The sequence below is a fragment of the Rhodovarius sp. genome, assembly GCF_040399605.1.
Taxonomy (GTDB): domain Bacteria; phylum Pseudomonadota; class Alphaproteobacteria; order Acetobacterales; family Acetobacteraceae; genus Rhodovarius; species Rhodovarius crocodyli_A.
Genome location: NZ_JBBARU010000071.1, coordinates 1 through 17,923 on the forward strand (window position 1 = coordinate 1; position 17,923 = coordinate 17,923).

The 17,923-nt window shown below is 66.4% G+C and carries 16 protein-coding genes; 14 read left to right on the top strand and 2 right to left on the bottom strand.

Annotation, left to right across the window (positions count from 1 at the left end; all coding sequences use genetic code 11):
* Positions 1-439: 439 nt before the first annotated feature.
* Positions 440-1,234: a creatininase family protein gene (locus tag ABWP84_RS15035; protein WP_353212858.1), complete on the bottom strand. Its 795-nt coding sequence runs from the start codon at positions 1,232-1,234 to the stop codon at positions 440-442.
* A 178-nt stretch (positions 1,235-1,412) separates the two neighbouring features.
* On the opposite strand from ABWP84_RS15035, the gene ABWP84_RS15040 reads away from it, so the two are divergent.
* The 7 genes from ABWP84_RS15040 to mepA all read left to right on the top strand — a co-directional run bounded on the left by ABWP84_RS15040 (position 1,413) and on the right by mepA (position 7,154).
* The gene (locus ABWP84_RS15040; protein ID WP_353212859.1) at positions 1,413-2,000 is read left to right on the top strand and encodes an aminodeoxychorismate/anthranilate synthase component II; all 588 of its coding nucleotides are present in this window, start codon (positions 1,413-1,415) and stop codon (positions 1,998-2,000) included.
* Positions 1,997-3,010, top strand: a complete 1,014-nt coding sequence (gene trpD, locus ABWP84_RS15045) for an anthranilate phosphoribosyltransferase (protein WP_353212860.1) — start codon at positions 1,997-1,999, stop codon at positions 3,008-3,010. Before ABWP84_RS15040 ends, trpD begins: the two co-directional genes overlap by 4 nt.
* Entirely contained in the window at positions 3,007-3,831 is an 825-nt protein-coding gene (gene trpC / locus ABWP84_RS15050) for an indole-3-glycerol phosphate synthase TrpC (protein ID WP_353212861.1), read from the top strand. Before trpD ends, trpC begins: the two co-directional genes overlap by 4 nt.
* On the top strand, positions 3,828-4,298 hold the full coding sequence (moaC, locus tag ABWP84_RS15055) for a cyclic pyranopterin monophosphate synthase MoaC (RefSeq protein WP_353212862.1): 471 nt from the start codon (positions 3,828-3,830) through the stop codon (positions 4,296-4,298). The genes trpC and moaC overlap by 4 nt, the downstream gene beginning before the upstream one ends.
* The gene (gene glp / locus ABWP84_RS15060) at positions 4,298-5,488 is read left to right on the top strand and encodes a gephyrin-like molybdotransferase Glp (protein WP_353212863.1); all 1,191 of its coding nucleotides are present in this window, start codon (positions 4,298-4,300) and stop codon (positions 5,486-5,488) included. Before moaC ends, glp begins: the two co-directional genes overlap by 1 nt.
* Before the next feature lie 125 nt (positions 5,489-5,613).
* Positions 5,614-6,327 (top strand): transcriptional repressor LexA, encoded by a 714-nt coding sequence (lexA, locus tag ABWP84_RS15065; RefSeq protein ID WP_353212864.1) that lies wholly within the window; start codon positions 5,614-5,616, stop codon positions 6,325-6,327.
* Entirely contained in the window at positions 6,327-7,154 is an 828-nt protein-coding gene (mepA, locus tag ABWP84_RS15070) for a penicillin-insensitive murein endopeptidase (RefSeq protein WP_353212865.1), read from the top strand. Before lexA ends, mepA begins: the two co-directional genes overlap by 1 nt.
* Here mepA and ABWP84_RS15075 read toward each other — a convergent pair.
* Entirely contained in the window at positions 7,143-8,765 is a 1,623-nt protein-coding gene (locus ABWP84_RS15075) for a thiamine pyrophosphate-binding protein (protein WP_353212866.1), read from the bottom strand. The two genes, mepA and ABWP84_RS15075, sit on opposite strands and share 12 nt — an antisense overlap.
* A 142-nt stretch (positions 8,766-8,907) precedes the next feature.
* On the opposite strand from ABWP84_RS15075, the gene ABWP84_RS15080 reads away from it, so the two are divergent.
* The 7 genes from ABWP84_RS15080 (at position 8,908) to ABWP84_RS15110 (ending at position 17,764) form a co-directional block, all read left to right on the top strand.
* A complete protein-coding gene (locus ABWP84_RS15080) occupies positions 8,908-10,551 on the top strand; it encodes an iron ABC transporter permease (protein WP_353212867.1) in 1,644 nt (547 codons plus the stop codon).
* Positions 10,552-10,765: 214 nt separating this feature from the next.
* Positions 10,766-11,239 (top strand): hypothetical protein, encoded by a 474-nt coding sequence (locus ABWP84_RS15085; RefSeq protein WP_353212868.1) that lies wholly within the window; start codon positions 10,766-10,768, stop codon positions 11,237-11,239.
* The gene (locus ABWP84_RS15090; protein ID WP_353212869.1) at positions 11,232-12,356 is read left to right on the top strand and encodes a glycosyltransferase family 4 protein; all 1,125 of its coding nucleotides are present in this window, start codon (positions 11,232-11,234) and stop codon (positions 12,354-12,356) included. The genes ABWP84_RS15085 and ABWP84_RS15090 overlap by 8 nt, the downstream gene beginning before the upstream one ends.
* Positions 12,353-13,957, top strand: coding sequence for a glycosyltransferase family 1 protein (locus ABWP84_RS15095; RefSeq protein WP_353212870.1), 1,605 nt, complete (start codon positions 12,353-12,355; stop codon positions 13,955-13,957). Before ABWP84_RS15090 ends, ABWP84_RS15095 begins: the two co-directional genes overlap by 4 nt.
* Entirely contained in the window at positions 13,954-15,201 is a 1,248-nt protein-coding gene (locus ABWP84_RS15100; RefSeq protein ID WP_353212871.1) for a glycosyltransferase, read from the top strand. The genes ABWP84_RS15095 and ABWP84_RS15100 overlap by 4 nt, the downstream gene beginning before the upstream one ends.
* 47 nt (positions 15,202-15,248) lie before the next feature.
* Positions 15,249-16,016 (top strand): alpha/beta hydrolase, encoded by a 768-nt coding sequence (locus ABWP84_RS15105; protein WP_353212872.1) that lies wholly within the window; start codon positions 15,249-15,251, stop codon positions 16,014-16,016.
* Positions 16,017-16,291: 275 nt separating this feature from the next.
* The gene (locus ABWP84_RS15110; RefSeq protein ID WP_353212873.1) at positions 16,292-17,764 is read left to right on the top strand and encodes a D-aminoacylase; all 1,473 of its coding nucleotides are present in this window, start codon (positions 16,292-16,294) and stop codon (positions 17,762-17,764) included.
* Positions 17,765-17,923 lie beyond the last annotated feature (159 nt).

The following is a 17,923-nucleotide window of genomic DNA, read 5'->3' on the forward strand; positions in this document are numbered from 1 at the left end:
GCCATCGCCCTGGCCGCCATCGTCATCTTCTGGATCAATGAGTCCTGAGCCTAGGGCGGCCGCCATTCCTGCATGCCATGTTTTGCCGCCGGGCGGGGGGTAGGTTGAGACGGTTAAGCCGACCATGGCGCGAACCGCCGGCTGCAGAAAGGCTCGCGGTGCTTCCCAGGCTGGTGAAAGACGAATAGCGAAGGGAAAAAGATCGAGGGTCTTTGCCCCTCAAGCACCCCAGCAGGGTCGACATGTATGTCGACGAGTTTCCTGCACCTTCATTATGTTGTTGATATACAAAATTATTCAAAGGTCCAGGAAAATCAATTTCCTGGTGGGAAAGCGCGAAAGGGCTTTGCCCTTTCGCGCTTTCCCTCTTTCCTCCGCCATCAGCCGGTCTCAGCATACGCGAAGCAAAACCACCGCATCGGCCATGCTGTCGCGGGCGTCAGGGCGGTGTGAGCTTGGCTCCCGCAGCGCTGCCCCATAGCGCCGGCTCGCCCAGAATTTCAGCGAGGCGCACGCCCAGCGCCTCCAAGGCCGCCGCACCTTTTTCCGGGCTTGCCCGCCGCGCATCGCCCACCACGCCGGTGGGCGTCATGTCAAAGAAGCTGCGGCGGAAATACAGCGCGCGCGGCTGTGCCGCCGGGCGGTGGGCATGCGGCCCAAAGGCCTCGGCCAGGCGCTCCATCCGCACCGTGCCTTGCGTCACATGCATCATCATCGCCGTCTCCGCCTCGCAGGCATGCATGAGGCCGGGCTGGTCTTCCAAAATGCCCTCAAATACCTCTGGCGCCACCAGCCAATAGGTGCCGCCGGCCACCTGGCAACCGGGGTGCTCATTGCCGATCTCGGTCACCGCCACGCCAATCGCCTCGGTATTGCCGCCATGGGCGTTGAGCAGCATAAGCCGGGTGAAACCATGGCGGAACACGCTGCGGGCGATGGAGCGCAGCACGGCCAGAAACACCGGCTGGTCCAGCGTGATGGTGCCGCCGAATTGCATGTGATGCTCGGCCAAGCCATGCCAGACCACCGGCAGCACCACCACGGGCTTTCCTGCCGCCATCAGCTTCTCGGCGGTGCGCGCCGCCACCGCCTCGCCCAGATAGGTATCGGTGCCAGTGGCCAAATGCGGGCCATGCTGCTCGAGCGAGGCCACGGGCAGTATCACCAGCGTGTCCTGGCCTGCTGCCGCACGCAGTTCGGGCGCGGTCATCCGCGCCCAGAGAATTTCTCTCATGCCGTCTCTCCTTGGGCTGGCCACAGCCGACAACACCCTACAGCCAGGGTCAATCGGCGCGCAGGCCATTGGCCCGCACAACCACGACAATGGGCAGCAGCGCCCCCAGTTGGCCCAATACCCCCGCCCAGGCCGGGCAGAACTTGACCGCCGCCACCGCTGTGCCAAGGATCAGCCAATGATCCTGCTCATCGACAATTACGACAGCTTCACCTTCAACCTCTACCACTTCCTGGGTGATCTGGGCGTGGCAGTCGAGGTGCGGCGCAATGATGCGCTCTCGGTGCAGGATGTCATGGCCATGCGCCCCGATGCCGTGCTGCTCTCGCCCGGCCCCTGCACCCCCAATGAGGCTGGCATCTGCCTGCCGCTCGTCGCCGCCGCCGCCGAGACAAAGCTACCGCTGATGGGCGTCTGCCTCGGTCATCAGGCCATCGGCCAGGCCTTTGGCGGCACCGTGTTGCGCGCGCCGGAGCCGGTGCATGGCAAGGTGTGGGATATTGAGCATGAGGGCAGCGATCTTTTCGCCGGCCTGCCCTCCCCCTTCCGCGCCACCCGCTACCATTCGCTGGTGGTCGAGCGTGCAACGCTGCCCGAATGCCTGCGGGTGAGCGCCACCACCGCCGATGGGCTCATCATGGGCATGGCGCATCGCGAATTGCCGATCTGGGGCGTGCAATTCCACCCCGAAAGCATCGCCTCCGAGCATGGCCACGCCATTTTGGAGAATTTCATCCGCCTCGCCGGCGCGCGAGCGCCGGCATGAACGGCCTCAAGCCCATCCTCGCCCGCCTCGCCGCTGGCGAGCATTTGGCCGAGAGCGAGGCCGAGGCCGCCTTTGGCGTGATCATGGCCGGTGAGGCGACGCCGGCGCAAATCGCCGGGCTGCTGATGGCCATGCGGGTGCGCGGCGAGACAGTGGCCGAGATGACCGGCGCGGTGCGCGCGATGCGCGCGCGGATGATCGCCATCGAAGCACCGCCGGAGGCGATGGATATCGTCGGCACCGGCGGCGATGCCTCGGGCAGCCTGAATATTTCCACCGCCACCGCCATGGTCGTGGCCGGCTGCGGCGTGCCCGTGGCCAAGCATGGCAACCGGGCCCTCTCCTCCAAATCGGGCGCGGCCGATGCGCTCAGCGCGCTGGGCATCAACATGGAAACCCCCATCGAGCGCCTGCCCGCCGTGCTGGCCGAGGCGGGCATGGTGTTCCTGCTCGCCCCGCGCCACCACGCCGCACTGCGCCATGCCGGCGGCGCGCGGGTGGAGCTTGGCACCCGCACCATTTTCAACCTGCTGGGCCCCCTGGCCAACCCAGCCCGCGTCACCCGCCAGCTCACCGGCGCCTTCTCGCGCGATTGGCTGCGGCCCATGGCTGAGGCGCTCTCCCGCCTGGGCACCACGCATGCCTGGGTTGTGCATGGCCAGGGGCTCGATGAACTCGCACTCAGCGGCCCCTCCCATGTGGTGGAGCTGCGGCAGGGGATGATACGCGAATTCACCATATCCCCAGCCGATGCCGGGCTGGCGGAAGCCCCGCCCGAGGCCATTCGCGGCGGCGAGCCGGCCGAAAACGCCGCCGCCCTGCTGGCCCTGCTGCAGGGCGCGCCCGGCGCCTATCGGGATATCGTGCGCCTCAATGCCGCGGCAGCCCTTGTGGTGGCCGGGCGCTGCACCGATTTACAGGCCGGCGCTGAACGCGCCGCCCACAGCATTGATAGCGGGGCGGCTCTCGGAGTATTGCAGCGCCTCCAGAAGGCCACCTCCCCCGCATGAACGCCCCTGCCATCATTCTCCCCACCGCCTTGCCGGACACCCTCGCACGCATCCTTGAGGATAAGCGCGCCGAGGTGACATCCCGCATGGCCGCGCACCCCATGGCCGAAATGGAGCGCGCGGCGCGCGATGCCGGCCCCACGCGCGATTTCGTCGGCGCCCTCTGCACCGCCGTCTCCGAAGGCAGCACCGGGCTGATCGCCGAGATCAAGCGCAAATCGCCCTCAGGCGGGCTCATCCGGCCGGATTTTGACCCTGCCGCCATCGCCCGCTCCTATGAGCGTGCCGGCGCCAAATGCCTCTCGGTGCTCACCGATGAGATCTGGTTCGGCACCACCCCCGCCGACCTCAAAGCCGCCCGCGCCGCCTGCCAGCTTCCCGTGCTGCGCAAGGATTTCATGATCCATCCCTGGCAGGTCTTCGAGGCGCGGGCGATGGGGGCGGATTGCATCCTGCTGATCATGGCCGCCCTGACCGACGCCATGGCCAATGAGCTGGAAGAACTGGCCCGCAGCCTCGACCTCGCCATTCTGCTCGAAGCGCATGACGAGCGCGAGCTGGAACGGGCCTTGGGGCTGGACGCACGCTTGGTTGGCATCAACAACCGCGACCTGCGCACGCTCCAAACCGATATCACCACCACCGAGCGCCTCGCACCACTGGTGCCGGCTGAAAAGCTGCCAGTGGCCGAAAGCGGCCTGCGCAGCGCCGATGACCTGCGCCGCATGGCCGAGGCCGGCGCGCGCTGCGTGCTGGTGGGTGAACATCTGCTGCGCGAGCCTGATATTGAGGCCGCGACGCGGGCATTTCTGGGGCAATGAGCCTCACCCATTTCGATGCCCAGGGGCGGGCCGCCATGGTCGATGTCTCGGCCAAGGAAGAGACCGCCCGGGTGGCCACCGCACGCGGGCGAATCGTGATGGCCCCCGCTACCCTGGCACTCATCGAGGCCGGCCAGGTCGGAAAGGGCGACGTCCTGGGCGTGGCAAGGCTCGCCGGCATCATGGCGGCCAAGCGAACCGCTGATCTGATCCCGCTCTGCCATCCGCTGGCGCTCTCGAAGGTGACGGTGGACCTCACCCCCGCCGCCCCCGATTCGGTGGAGATTGAGGCCACGGTCAAGCTGGTGGGCCGCACCGGGGTGGAGATGGAAGCGCTCACCGCCGTCACCATCGCAGCGCTCACGGTCTATGACATGTGCAAGGCGGCCGATCGGAGCATGCGCATCGAGGATATCCGCCTGGTGCTGAAGGAAGGCGGCAAGTCCGGCCGCTACGAGAGCGCCTGATGCAAAGCGTCGAGGCGGCACGCGCGCGCATCCTGGCCGCCCTCTCGGCCACCCCGCCCGAGACGGTGGCGCTGGCCGAGGCTGCCGGCCGGGTGCTGGCCCGCCCGGTGGCGGCCAGGCTCACCCAGCCACCCTCCGCCGTCTCCGCTATGGATGGCTATGCGCTGCGTGCCGCCGATGCGCCGGTGGGTGCCAGGCTGCGCGTGGTGGGCGAGGCCCCGGCCGGCCATCCCTTTGCGGGCCATCTGGGCCCGGGTGAGGCCGTGCGCATCTTCACCGGCGCCTTCATCCCCCAGGGCGCCGACAGTATCCTGCTGCAGGAGGACGCCACCGCCGAGGCCGGAACAGTCCTGGTGCGTGAGACCCTCACCCCGGGCCGCTGGGTGCGCCCCGCAGGCTTGGATTTCTCCACCGGCGAGAGCCTGCTGCAGGCCGGGCGCAAGCTGACCGCGCGCGATATCGGCCTCGCCGCCGCGGCCAATCACCCCTGGCTCACCGTGCATCGCCGCCCGCGCATTGGCATCCTTGCCACCGGTGACGAAATCGCTCTGCCCGGTGACCCGCTGCCCATGGGCGGCATTGTCAGCTCCAATGCCCATGCCCTGGCGGCGATGCTGCGCGCCGCGGGCGCCGAGGCGGTGATTCTGCCCATCGCCCCAGATGATGCCGATGCCATCGCCACCCTGGCCCAGGGCGCGCGGGGCTGCGACATGCTGGTCACAACCGGCGGCGCCAGCGTGGGTGACCATGACCTGGTACAAAAAGCGCTCATCCCGGGCGGTTTCGCCCTCGATTTCTGGAAAATCGCCATGCGCCCCGGCAAGCCGCTGATCTGGGGCCGGCTGGGCGAAACCCCCATGCTCGGCCTGCCAGGCAATCCCGTCTCGGCACTCGTCTGCGCCGTGGTGTTCCTGCTGCCTTCGGTTTCGGTGATGGCAGGCCTGCCCGCCGCCGCCACGCCAAGCGAGGCCGCGCTCACCGGCGCCGATCTGGCAGCCAATGACCAGCGCGAGGATTATCTGCGCTGCAGGCTTGATGGCGAGGTAGCGACGCCGTTTTCCCGGCAGGACAGTTCCATGCTCAAGACCCTGGCGCGGGCCGATGCGCTATTGATCCGCGCACCGCACGCCGCCGCTCTGCTGGCGGGAAGTGCCGTGCGCATTATTCGACTATCGGCCCTGGGGGTCTGATCAGCGCATCGGCAAAATAAGAACATCTCAAGCACAAACTGCTTTACAGCCGATGAGAACCTTACTAGAACAACCATCAGATTCCCGGTTTGTTCGGCAGTCGGCCCGCAGAAGGTCTGAGGTTGATGCTCACGCGTAAACAGCACGAATTGCTGATGTACATCCACAAGCATCTCAACGAGACCGGCTTTTCGCCGTCCTTCGAGGAGATGAAGGATGCGCTGAAGCTGAAGTCCAAATCAGGCATCCATCGGCTGATCACAGCGCTGGAGGAGCGCAATTTCCTTGCCCGCCGCGCCCATCGTGCCCGGGCGCTGGAGGTGCTGCGCCTGCCGGAAGATATGGCGCCGCGCCGCCAGCCGCGCATACCCGCCGATGCCCCGGCCCCGCCCAGCAACGTCATCGCCGCCAATTTCACCCGGGCGGCAAAGCCGGCCGAGCCTGCCCCGCCCGAGACCATTTCCCTGCCCCTCTTCGGTAAGATCGCCGCTGGCGTGCCGATCGAGGCGCTGCGCGATGCCGGGACCAATGTCGATGTGGCGGCCTCCATGCTCGGCATTGGCGAACATTACGCCCTCGAGGTGGCCGGCGATTCGATGCAGGATGCCGGCATTCTCGATGGTGACACAGTGGTCATCCGCCGCGGCGAAACGGCGGAAAATGGCGCCATTGTCGTGGCCTTGGTCGATGAGAATGAGGTGACACTAAAGCGGTTGTGGAAGCGCGGCGCCACCGTGGCGCTGGAACCGGCCAATAAGGCCTATGAAACCCGCATCTTCGGCCCCGACCGGGTGCAGGTGCAGGGCAAGCTGGTGGGGCTGCTGCGGAAATACCATTGATGCGCGGCCTGCTCCTCGCGGCGCTGCTGCTGGCGCTGCCCGCCCGCGCCCAGGCGCCCTATTCGGGGGCAGAATGGGGCAGGCTTGCCACCCCCACCCCAGGTGCGACGCGCATTATAGGCGGCACCGGGCTGGGCTGCATCGCCGGGGCCGCGCAATTGCCGGCCGAGGGCGCAGGCTTTGAAGCCGTGCGGCGCTATCGCAACCGCCATTGGGGCTCGCCCCATCTCGTTGCCTTTCTTACCGACCTGGCAGGCCAGGCCCGCGCCGCCGGTTTTCCGCCACTGCTGATTGGCGATATGTCGCAGCCGCGCGGCGGGCCAATGTCCTCCGGCCATGCCAGCCACCAAAACGGGCTGGATGCCGATATTTGGCTCGATCTGCGCGGCCTGCCCGCCGGCAGCCGCGCCTGGGCCGAGGGCGAGGGCCCGCCGGTTCTGGTGCTGCCCGATGAAACCGAGGTGGACCCCAGCCGCTTCACCCCCAACCATGCAAGGCTGATCCGCCTCGCCGTCAGCCAGCCCGGGGTGGATCGCATTTTGGTCAATCACGGCATCAAGCGCAGCCTGTGCCGGATGCATCGCGGCGAGCCCTGGCTGCGCCGGGTGCGACCATGGCGTGGGCATGACAGCCACATGCATGTGCGGCTGCGCTGCCCCGCCGGGCAGACGGATTGCCAGGATATCGCTCCCCCACCGCCGGGCGATGGCTGCGATGCCAGCCTCGATTGGTGGCTGAGCGAGGAGGCGCGCAACCCGCCGCGCCGCCCGCCGCCGCCCGCGCCCATCATGCCCGCTTCCTGCGGGCCGGTCTTTTCAGCGCGGTAGAATCGCCTCCAGGCTGGTCCGCACCACCGCCGCGAAAGGCCCGGGCGCTGCCAGCCCCGCCTCCAGCGCCGGGAAATCAGCCCGGCTCTCCACCTTCAGCACCGGCATGCCAAAGGCCTGGCACCACAGCGCCATATCCGGATTGACCAGATCCGTGCCGCTGACCGCGCCGGGATGGGCGCGCTCCTGGTGAATGCGGATGGAGCCATAGCTGCCATTATCGCTCAGCAGCAGCTTGATGGCCGCCCCGCGCGCCTGCGCCACCGCCAATTCCTGCCCCGTCATCAAGGCACCGCCATCGCCCATCGCGCAAATCACCTGCCGGCCGGGAAAGCGCAGCGCCGCCGCCACCGCCGCAGGCATGCCACAGCCCATGGCGCCCGATTGGCTGGGCATCAGCCATTGCCCCGGCTTCCAGGCCACCTTGCGGTAAAACGGTGCGGCAAAGGTGCCGGCATCGAGGGTGACAATGGCATCATCCGCCGCCACCCGCCCCACCAGCGCCGCAATCTCGGAAAACGCCAGCCCATCCGGCCAATCCCGCTGTTCCAGCCGGCAATCAGCCACATGGATCGCCCGCAACCGCGCATTCCACCCAGCGCGCCCGGCCGGCGGCGGCCCGGGCGGCGCCGGCATGGCGGCCAGCAGCGCATCGGCATCGGCATCCAGCGCCAGATCGGCCGGAAAATCCCAGTTCAGCCGGCCGACATCGCGGCAGACATGGATCAGACGCTGGCCGGGTGCAGGCCAGGAATAGCCCTGGGTTGTGATGTCATGCAGCCGCGTGCCCAGCGCCAGCACCAGATCAGCCTCGGCAAAGGCCTGGCGCTGCGCATCGGGGTTGCGCAGCCCCATATCGCCAACATAAAGCGGGTGATCATTGGGAAACAGCGATTGCCGGCGGAAACTGACGGCGACCGGTACATCCCACGCCTCGGCAAAGCGGCGCAGCGCCGCTTGCCGACCCCCGGTGTGATCCTCAAGCCCGTGTCCCACGAGCAAAATCGGCCGCTCAGCCCGGGCCAGCATGGCCGCCACCGGCGCTGGGTCAGCCGGCAGTGCAGGCGGGGCGGTATAGGGCAGCACCGCAGCATCGCATGGCATCGCCAAAATATCCTCGGGCAGGCTCAACACCACCGGGCCGGGCACGCCTTGCGTCGCCATGGCCCAAGCGCGGGCGATCAGCGCCGGCACCTGGTCGGGGGTGCGCGCCTCGCCGACCCATTTCGCCAGATCGCCAAACATCCGGGCATAGTCGATTTCCTGAAAGGAGCGGCGGCGCAGGTCACGCGCCTCCACCTGGCCGATCAGCAGAATAAGCGGCACGCAATCCTGCTCGGCCGCATGCAGCGCTATGGCGGCATTGGAGGCGCCCGGCCCACGAGACACCAGCACCACCCCCGGGCGGCCGGTCAGCTTGGCATCGGCCAGCGCGGCAAAGCCCGCACCGCCCTCATGGCGCGCCACCACCAGATCAATGCCCGAGCCCTGGTCGGGACGCAGCGCGTGCAGCAGGGCGATATAGCTCTCCCCGGGCACGCACCAGGCCCGATCCACCCCCCTTTCGGACAGAAATTGTACAAGGCGGGCGGCGGCGGTGGTTTGGGTCATTGGCCGATAATCTGTCCCAGCGCGGCGCATGCGAAAAGCCCCCGGGGGGCTCAGCGTCACGCTCTGGCGGGATGTGACGTGTGGGTGTAAACGCCGTGTTGAGTTTGAGAATGCTTCGCAACAGAAAACCGCTTCACCATATATGCCCGTCCCCTCCCCGCCCCGCCTGCCGGCGCTGAGCCTCGCCGGCCTGGCGCTGGCTGCCATGGTCTGCCTGCCGCTGCTGGCGGTGCTGCTCGCGGCGGCGGTGCCGGCGGGCGCGGTCTGGGCCCATATCGCCGCCACCACCCTGCCCGAGATGCTGGGCAATTCGGCCATGCTGGCCGCTTTGGTGGCTGCCATGGCGGGCAGTGCCGGCGCACTCACCGCCTGGCTGGTCACCGCCTGCCGCTTCCCCGGCCACCGCCTGCTGGAGGTGGCGCTGCTGCTGCCGCTCGCCATGCCGGCCTATGTCTCGGCCTATGCCTATACTTGGCTGCTCGATGCGGCCGGCCCGGTGCAAAGCGCCATCCGCGCCGCCACCGGCCTCACCTGGCGGGAGATGGCCTGGTTCCCAGAAATCCGCTCCCTGAACGGCGCGGCGCTGGTGCTGGCGATGGTGCTTTATCCCTATGTCTATCTGCTCTGCCGCAATGCCTTTCTCGGCCAATCCACCTGCCTCGTGGAGGTCTCGCGCACCTTGGGCCATTCCCTGGGCCAGACCTTTCTGCGGGTGGCGCTGCCCCTCGCACGGCCCGCCCTGGCGGCGGGGCTGGGCCTGGCCTTGATGGAGGTGCTGGCCGATTTCGGCACGGTGCAGCATTTTGGCGTGCGCACCCTGACGACGGGCATTTACGAGACCTGGTTCGGCCTGGAGGATCGCGGTGCCGCCAGCCAATTGGCCGCAGCGCTGCTGGGTTGCGTGGCCATGCTGCTGCTGCTGGAGCGCCTCGCCCGCGGCGGGCGGCGCTTTCACCCCACCACCACCCGCCATGCGCCCTTCCGCCCGGTGGAACTCAAGGGGCTTGCGGGGGTGGGCGCCATGCTGGCCTGCCTGGCCCCGGTGCTGCTGGGTTTCGCCCTGCCCGCCGCCACGCTGTTGCATCTGATGTTGGAAGCGGGGGACCCGCTATCGCTGCGCGGCCTCATTCCCTTTGCCACCAATTCGCTGCTGCTCTCGGGGCTGACAGCGCTGCTCGGAGTGGCACTCGCATCCGTGCTGGCCTGGGGCGCTAGGCTGCATGGAGGTGCCGCACCACGGTGGGCGCTGCGGGTTGCCGGTTTCGGCTATGCCCTGCCCGGCAGCGTGATTGCTGTGGGCACGCTCATGCCCTTTGGCCTGTTTGACAATGCGCTGGATGGGTGGATGCGCGCGCAGCTGGGCCTATCGGTGGGGCTTTTGCTGTCTGGCAGCGTGGCGGCGCTGGTCTTTGCCTATTTGGTGCGCTTCATGGCCGTGGCGCTGGGCTCGCTGGAGAGCGGGCTGGCGCGGCTCAAGCCCTCGATGCGCGACGCCGCGCGCTCACTGGGTGCGAGCGGTGGGCGGGCGATCTGGCGGGTGGAGGTGCCGCTGGCCCGCGGCGCCATGCTCTCGGCCGCCATCCTCGTCTTTGTCGATACGATGAAGGAATTGCCGGCCACGCTGATCATCCGCCCGTTCAATTTTGATACGCTGGCGGTGCGGGTTTACACCCTTGCCTCCGATGAGCGCCTGGCCGAGGCGTCCACCGGCGCGCTGCTCATCGTGCTTGTCGGGCTGCTGCCCTTATGGGTGCTGACGCGGGCGATGCGGCGGGCTGAACCGTAAGTTTTGTCCCAGGCGGAGCGCTGGATAGCCATGCCGGGGGAAACCGCGCGGGAAAAACCCGCATAGCGGCTTGGCACGAAAAATATAAATCGCATTAATTGCTATGCGATAAATTATAAATTCATCAGACTTGGGCTGCCAAATGCGTATTGGCCAAACACGCGCTGGCCACACACGCGCTGGCCAAACACAGGCTGCATGACGGGGCATCACGATGAAAATTCAACCTCTGACGCAGACCGACAAGGACACCATCCTCGCCATGGCCCGCACACTGGCCAGCCGCTCGCTGAGCGCGGGTGGGGCGCAAACAGCCCAGCCCGCCACCCAGGCCCGCGATCAACTCGCTGAATTCGACCGCCGGCTGGAACTCATGAACCGCGAGGTCAATGCCCGGCTGGCAGAAATGTCCCATTCCATCGAGATCATGCAGCGCAAGATCGCGGGTCTTTCGGGGGATTTTCAGGCCGTGCGGGTCACCCTCGTCGAGATCGAAACGCAGCTTGAGCAGGAACATGACCATGTCATCGCATCGGTCGATACCATGCTGCAGCGCCTGATGAGCGAACTCTCCGGCCCGCTCGACAATATCGCCCTCGTCGCGAATGACACCGCGATGGTGCAGCAGGAACTCGCGCAGCTCGCCCGGCAGTTCACCACCGCCCAGGGTGGCGGCGGCCGTGTCTAAGGTCATCCAGTACCACCCAGCGATCCTCGAAGCCGACGCCATCGGCTATTCCATCACCAGCCTTCACGCGGTGCTGCGCGCCGCCGGGATTGTGAGCGAGCTTTACTGCGCCGATGACAATGCCCGCCCCTTCACCGACCTCAAACCGGTCAGTGCCCTGCTGAACCAGCCCATCCAGGATCAGCCGCCGGATACAATCATCATCCACTACTCATTCTATGATGATGTGGCGCTCCGCCTGGCACAGCTGCCCGGGCGGAAGATTATGGTCTATCACAATATCACCCCCAGCCATTTCTTTCATCGGCCGGGCATGGAGCAAATGGCCTGGCTGGGCGATGCCTGCAATGGTGCCCGCGCCCAACTCGCCGCCATGCACCATATGTTCGACATCTCCATCGGCGATTCTGATTTTAACGCTGCAGAATTGCGCCAGCTCGGCTTTCACAACGTCAGCACCATCCCGGTCTTTGTGAACACCCAATTCTTCAGTTCCGACCTGCTGGACATCGCCACCTACAACGCCATCCGTGGCCATGCCGCTACCAATATCGCCTTTATCGGCCGCTTCGTGCCCAATAAGGCGATTGAGGACGTCATCACCGTGCTAGCGCAGTACAAGCGCATGTTCGGCGCCGACATCAACCTTCACCTCATCGGCAAGATCTGGGATCAGCCCTATTTCAGCAGCCTGCTGGCCCATGGCGCGCAGCATGGCGTGCTGGACCTCATCCGCACCCATATTGCGCTCGAGCCGGTCAAGCTGAAGACCATCCTCACCGCGGCCGATGCCTTTGTCTCCATGTCGCAGCATGAGGGCTTCATGGTGCCGGTGATCGAGGCCTTCGCCGCCGGCTGCCCGGTGATCGCGCGCGCGGCCGGCGCGGTGGGTGACACCATGGGCGATGGCGGCTTCCTGCTGCCCGATGCCGATACCCAAACCGCCGCCGCGCTGGTGCGCATGCTCAGCCTCGATAGCGCGTTGCGGGCGCGCGTTATCGCCGGCCAGCGCCGCCGCGCCTTCCATTTCCGCACCGAGAACACCGCCAGGCTCTGGCTGAACACCCTCCATGGCGGTGACGGCCGCCGCAAACCCGATGGGAGAGCGCGCCCTTGAAAATCGCATTCGATGGTGGCGCCTTCCAGCAGGATATCCAGGGCGGCATCTTCACGGTCTCGGTTGGCCTGCTCAACGCGGCGGCGGCGGCGGATCCGCAATTCTGCTGCGTGCTAGTGGCCGATCCAAGGCTGGGGCCGGTGCGTGAGGCTTTGCTGGTGCAGTTGAATTTCCGCCCTGAGATCATCTATGGCGAGGTGACGGCGGCGTTTGATCCACCGCTGCGTGGCATCACCACCGATGATCCGCGCATCCGCTTTGAGATTGATGGCAGGGTCTTCACCCCCCAGGCCAATGGGCTGAGCTTCACCTATACCGGCAAGCGCCCAAGCGAGAGCTTTCATATCCGCAGCCGCGCCGCCCGCCCCAGTGACACCAGGGGCGGCCGGGACAGCCGCATGCTGGGGATTCCGCTGCGCGCCATCACCCTGCGCGACGAGGACGAAACCCGGCTGATCTCGGTGCGCGACCCGGCGCTGAGCGAAGGCTTCGAGGTGCCCGAGCCCGATTATCGCTGGACCAATGGCCGCGCCCGCATCCCCATCCATTTGCTCGCCAGCGAAGCGGAAGAGGTGACCATCAGCATCGAGATCGCCGGCACCATGACCTATCAGGTGATGGCGGGCCGCTTCGATGATCGCTACAATCAGATCATCGAAAGCCTGCGCGCGAGCGAGCGCCGCCTGCGCATCGCAGCCCTGGAAGACAGCCTGCTGGCAATGGGCGTGACAACCTATTTCGTCAATCATTTCATGCCGGTGCCGATGGAGCGGCTGCGCATCGTCAGCTTTCTGCATGATATGATCCCGGTGCTGCACAAGGGGTTTTTCATGGCCGATGCGCGGGCGAATTTCGCCCAGAACATCGCCATATTTCATCGCTCGGCGCATATCTTCGCCAATTCCGCCGCAAGCCGGGCCGATCTGATCCGCCTGGAGAAGCTGGCCCCCAACAGGGTGAGCCATATCGGCATCGATATCGCACCCGATTATCAGCCCCAACCCACGGCGACGGTGGCAAAGGTGCAGCAGGGCTTCGGCCTGGCCACCCGCCCCTATATCCTGTGCGTCGGCACGCTGGAGCCGCACAAGAACCATCTGGGCCTGCTGGTCGCCTTCGACATCGCCTTCCGCGACCACGGCTTTCCCTATGATCTGGTCGTGGTTGGCAAACCAGGCTGGGGCTTTGATGGCTTCACCCGCGCCATGGCCGAGCGTGGCATGGGCCATATCGTCCACATCCTGAGCCATGTTTCGAATGCGGAATTGGCCGCGCTCTATTCCGGCGCCTTCTTCTCGGCCTATCCCAGCCTCTATGAGGGCTTCGGCCTGCCGGTGCTGGAGGCGATGGCCTGCGGCTGCCCGGTGCTCACCTCCAACATATCCTCCATGCCCGAAATCGCCGGCGATGCCGCCATGCTGGTCAACCCGCATGATCACGCCGCCATCGCCGCCGGCCTTGTCACCATGGCCGAGGATGGCGGCATTCGCGCCATGCTGGCGGAACGCGGCCATCGCCGCCGCCGCGCCTATAGCTGGGCAGTGAGCGCGCGGAGGATGCTCGATACCCTGGCCCAGCTTGATGATGGCGTGGCCGCGTGAAGATCACAGTCCTTTCCACCTTCGATGTGTGGCCCGCCATCGATGGTGGCCAAATGCGGTATTGCTCGATCTGGACCAAATTCTCCAACAGCAATGCCATCACCATCCTGCCCTATGAGTTCCGCAACACCGCCCAAGAGCGGCGCTACCATCTCGCCCCCCATGTCGAAGTCTGGCTGCCCAAGGCGGCCGCGGGAGATGCGCGGCATTTCCACCACATGATGGAGGTGAGCGGGCTGTGGATGCACGATGTGCTCTGCATCGCCGATTATACCCTCTCGCCCGAGTATCTATGCGCACTGCACAGCCAATTGGCCGATTGCGATGTGCTGGTGGCAGCCCACCCCTATTTGGCCGCCATGGCCTTTGCCTTGGCACCGGCGAGGGTTTTGACGGTCTATGAATCCTACAATGTGGAATACGACATCAAGGCCCAGTATCTCTCCACCGGCAGCGCCTCCCGCAACCTCATGGGGCGCTATCTCCGCCAGGTCGAACAGGTGGAAAGACTGGCGGTGCAGCGGGCCAACCATGTCACCGCCGTGAGCGAAGCCGACCGCCAAAGGCTGGCCGCACTGTATGGCGTGCCGACCAGGAAGATCAGCCTGGTGCCCAATGGGGTGAACGCGCCTCAGGCGCCCAGCCTGCCCGCCGCCGCGGCAGCGCAATTGCGCGCCGAAATGGGCCTGGGCGGGGCGGTTATTGGCATTATCGTTGCCAGCAGCCATGCGCCCAATGTCGAATCCTATCGCCGCACCCGGCTGATGCTGCAGGAGGCAGGCTTCACCGGCACCATCCTGCTCGTCGGCAACATCGCCACGGCGCTGCAGCCCGATTGGCCCGATATCGGCTTCGAGGAGCGGGTCTTTGGCTTTGTCAGCGACGCTTTGAAGATCACCCTGCTCGAATGCGCCGATTTCGCGCCGCATTTCATCTTCGATGGTGCCGGCACCAATCTCAAGCTGTTCGAATATATGGGCCATGGCGTGCCCATCATCGCCAATGGCTTTGGCGTGCGCGGCACCGAGGGTGATGACTGGTACTGGCCCACCGAGGATGCCGCAGGCCTGCGCCGTGCCCTAGCCGATATCGCCACCCACCCGCTCCAAGCGCGCGCCCGCGCCGAACGCGGCCGCGCCATCGCCCGCGCCCGATTCGATTGGGCCGCCATCGCCACGGGCTTCGAGGCCGCCATGCGCCAAGGCTTCCCCCGCAGCCCCACCGAGGCCGAAGCCCCAGCCTGACACGACAGGGGCGTGAAGCCCGCGCCCTTTCATGCTGCAATGTCCCCATGCAGCCTCCGCACGACCCTGCCCTGCAACGGCAATATGACAATCCCGCCCTGGTACCCGAGCATCCGGCCATCATCGCCGGCTGGGCAGCAGATGCCGCCGCCTATCGCCGCCGGGGCGGGCAGTTGGACATCGCCTATGGCCCCTCGCCGCGCGAGCGTTACGACCTCTTCGGCCCGCAAGAGGCGCCAATCGCCGTCTTCATCCATGGCGGCTATTGGCAGAAACTCGACAAGAGCTTCTTCAGCCATTGCGCCGCGGGGCTGAACGCCCATGGCGTGGCGGTTGCAGTGCTGGGCTTTGATCTCTGCCCTGCCGTTTCCATCCGCGACATTCTGCGCCAGGTGCAGGCCGCCTGCACCGCCCTGCCCCGCCGCCCGGCCCTGGCCTTTGGCCATTCCGCCGGCGGGCATCTGGCAGCGATGTTGCTGGCCAGCGGGCATGTTCCCGCCGCCCTTCCCATCTCGGGCGTCTTCGAACTCGCCCCCTTGCGCCACACCACCATCGGCACCGCATTGCAACTCAGCGAGGCTGCGGCCCGCGCCCTCTCGCCGCGCTTCCTGCCGCCGCCGGCACGAGGCTGGCTGCATGCCGTGGTGGGCAGCGCCGAAAGCCCCGAATTCCGCCGCCAGACCCGCGATTTCGCCGCCGCCTGGGGTGGCACGGCCGAGGAATTGCCCGGCCTGAACCACTTCTCCGTGCTGGCCCCCTTCAGCGACCCGGACAGCCCCCTGATCACCCGAATGCTGGGCGCGATCGCCGCCTAAGCGCCGGGCGTTAGTATGCTGCCCCCGCGCGGTGCAGCATGACGTCAACACCGGCCTGAAGGGCTGCTGAAATGCTCTGTTTGCCGGGCAAAGAGCGAAAGGACTTTGCCCCTCGATCTTGCTTTCGCGCCCTATTCGTTTTTCAGTAGCCTGCTAGACCCATCTCACCGGAAGCGACGCGGTGAAACGGCTCTCGTTTTTGTTTTGACGCATTTTCCGAGCCCCCTTGCGAAGCCGCAGCGCTTGAAAATGCTCTAGTCTTGAGGAATGGCACAATGGCTTTTCGATGCGACCTGATCATCCGTGATGCGACGATCATCGACGGCACCGGCGCACCGCGCTTCCAGGGCGATGTCGCGGTCAATGGCGATCGCATCATCGCCATGGGCGATCTGGGCAGCGCCGCCGGGCAGGAAGAGGTCATCGCCACCGGCCTCGCCCTCGCCCCCGGCTTTATCGACGCCCATACCCATGATGACCGCGCGGTGCTCTGCGGCCCCGCCTGCCAGCATTGCAAGGTCAGCCAGGGTGTCACCACCGTCGTGGTTGGCAATTGCGGCGTCTCGCTCGCGCCGCTGCGAATGACCAAGCGCCCGCCGCCGCCGCTCGACCTGCTGGGCGATGAGAGCTGGTTCACCCTGGGCAGTTTCGCCGAATATGCCGAGGCGCTGGAAAAGCGCCCCACCAATGTGAACACGCTGGCTTTTTGCGGCCATATGTCGCTGCGCGTCGAAGCCATGGAAGGCGATGTCTATCGCGCCGCCAATGACCGTGAGATCGCCGCCATGCAAGCCCGCCTGAGCGAGGCCCTGGCCCAGGGTGCGGCCGGCTTCACCACCGGCCTCTACTACGCCCCCAATGCCCAGGCCACGACCGATGAGGTGATCGCGGTCGGCGAGGCGCTGCGCGCCCATGGCGGCATCTACATGACGCATATGCGCGACGAGGCCGACAATGTGCTCGACAGCATCCGCGAAACCCTGCGCATCGGCCGCGAAACCGGTACCGCCGAGCGGCCGGTCGAGGTCATCATCAGCCACCATAAATGCTCCATGCCGGAGAATTTCGGCCGCTCGCGCGAGACGCTGGCGCTGATCGACAGCCTCGGCCAGGACCAGCCGGTGGCCTTTGACGTCTACCCCTACCCCGCCGGCTCCACGGTGATGATGCCCGAGCGGCTGCGCCAGGATGTGCCGGTGCAAATCACCTGGTCCGTCCCCCATCCCGAGGTGGCGGGGCGCGACCTTGATGACGTCGCCCGCGAATGGGGCATGACCCGCAAGGCCACCGCCGAAAAGCTGCTGCCGGCCGGTGCGATCTATTTCCAGATGGATGAGGCCGATGTGCGCCGCATCATGGCCCATCCCCGCAGCATGATCGGCTCCGACGGCATCCCGCATGACGCGGTGCCGCATCCCAGGCTCTGGGGCACCTTCCCCCGCGTGCTCGGCCATTACGTGCGTGAGGTGAAACTGTTCAGCCTGGAGACGGCGATCCACAAAATGACCGGGCGCACCGCCGCCGTCTTCGGCCTGCAGCAGCGCGGCACCATCCGCCCCGGCAATTACGCCGATCTGGTGCTGTTCGACCCAGCGACGGTGGCCGATCGCGCCACCTACAAGACCCCCACCCTCACCTCGCTGGGCATTCACCGGGTGTGGAATAATGGCGAGGCCACCCTCAATGCCGAGGGGCTGACCGGCGCCGCCCCCGGCCGCTTCCTGCGCAATCCGCGCCTCGCGGCATAGCACGCCCGCAACGCCGCAGGCCCGTTACAGGCCCGCGGCGTTGCTTTAACCGGCTGTGGTAAAACCGTGATGGCGGAGGGAAAAAGAGCGAAAAGGCTTTGCCCTCTCGCGCTCTCCCACCAGGGTCGACATATATGTCGACGATTTTCCTGGACCTTT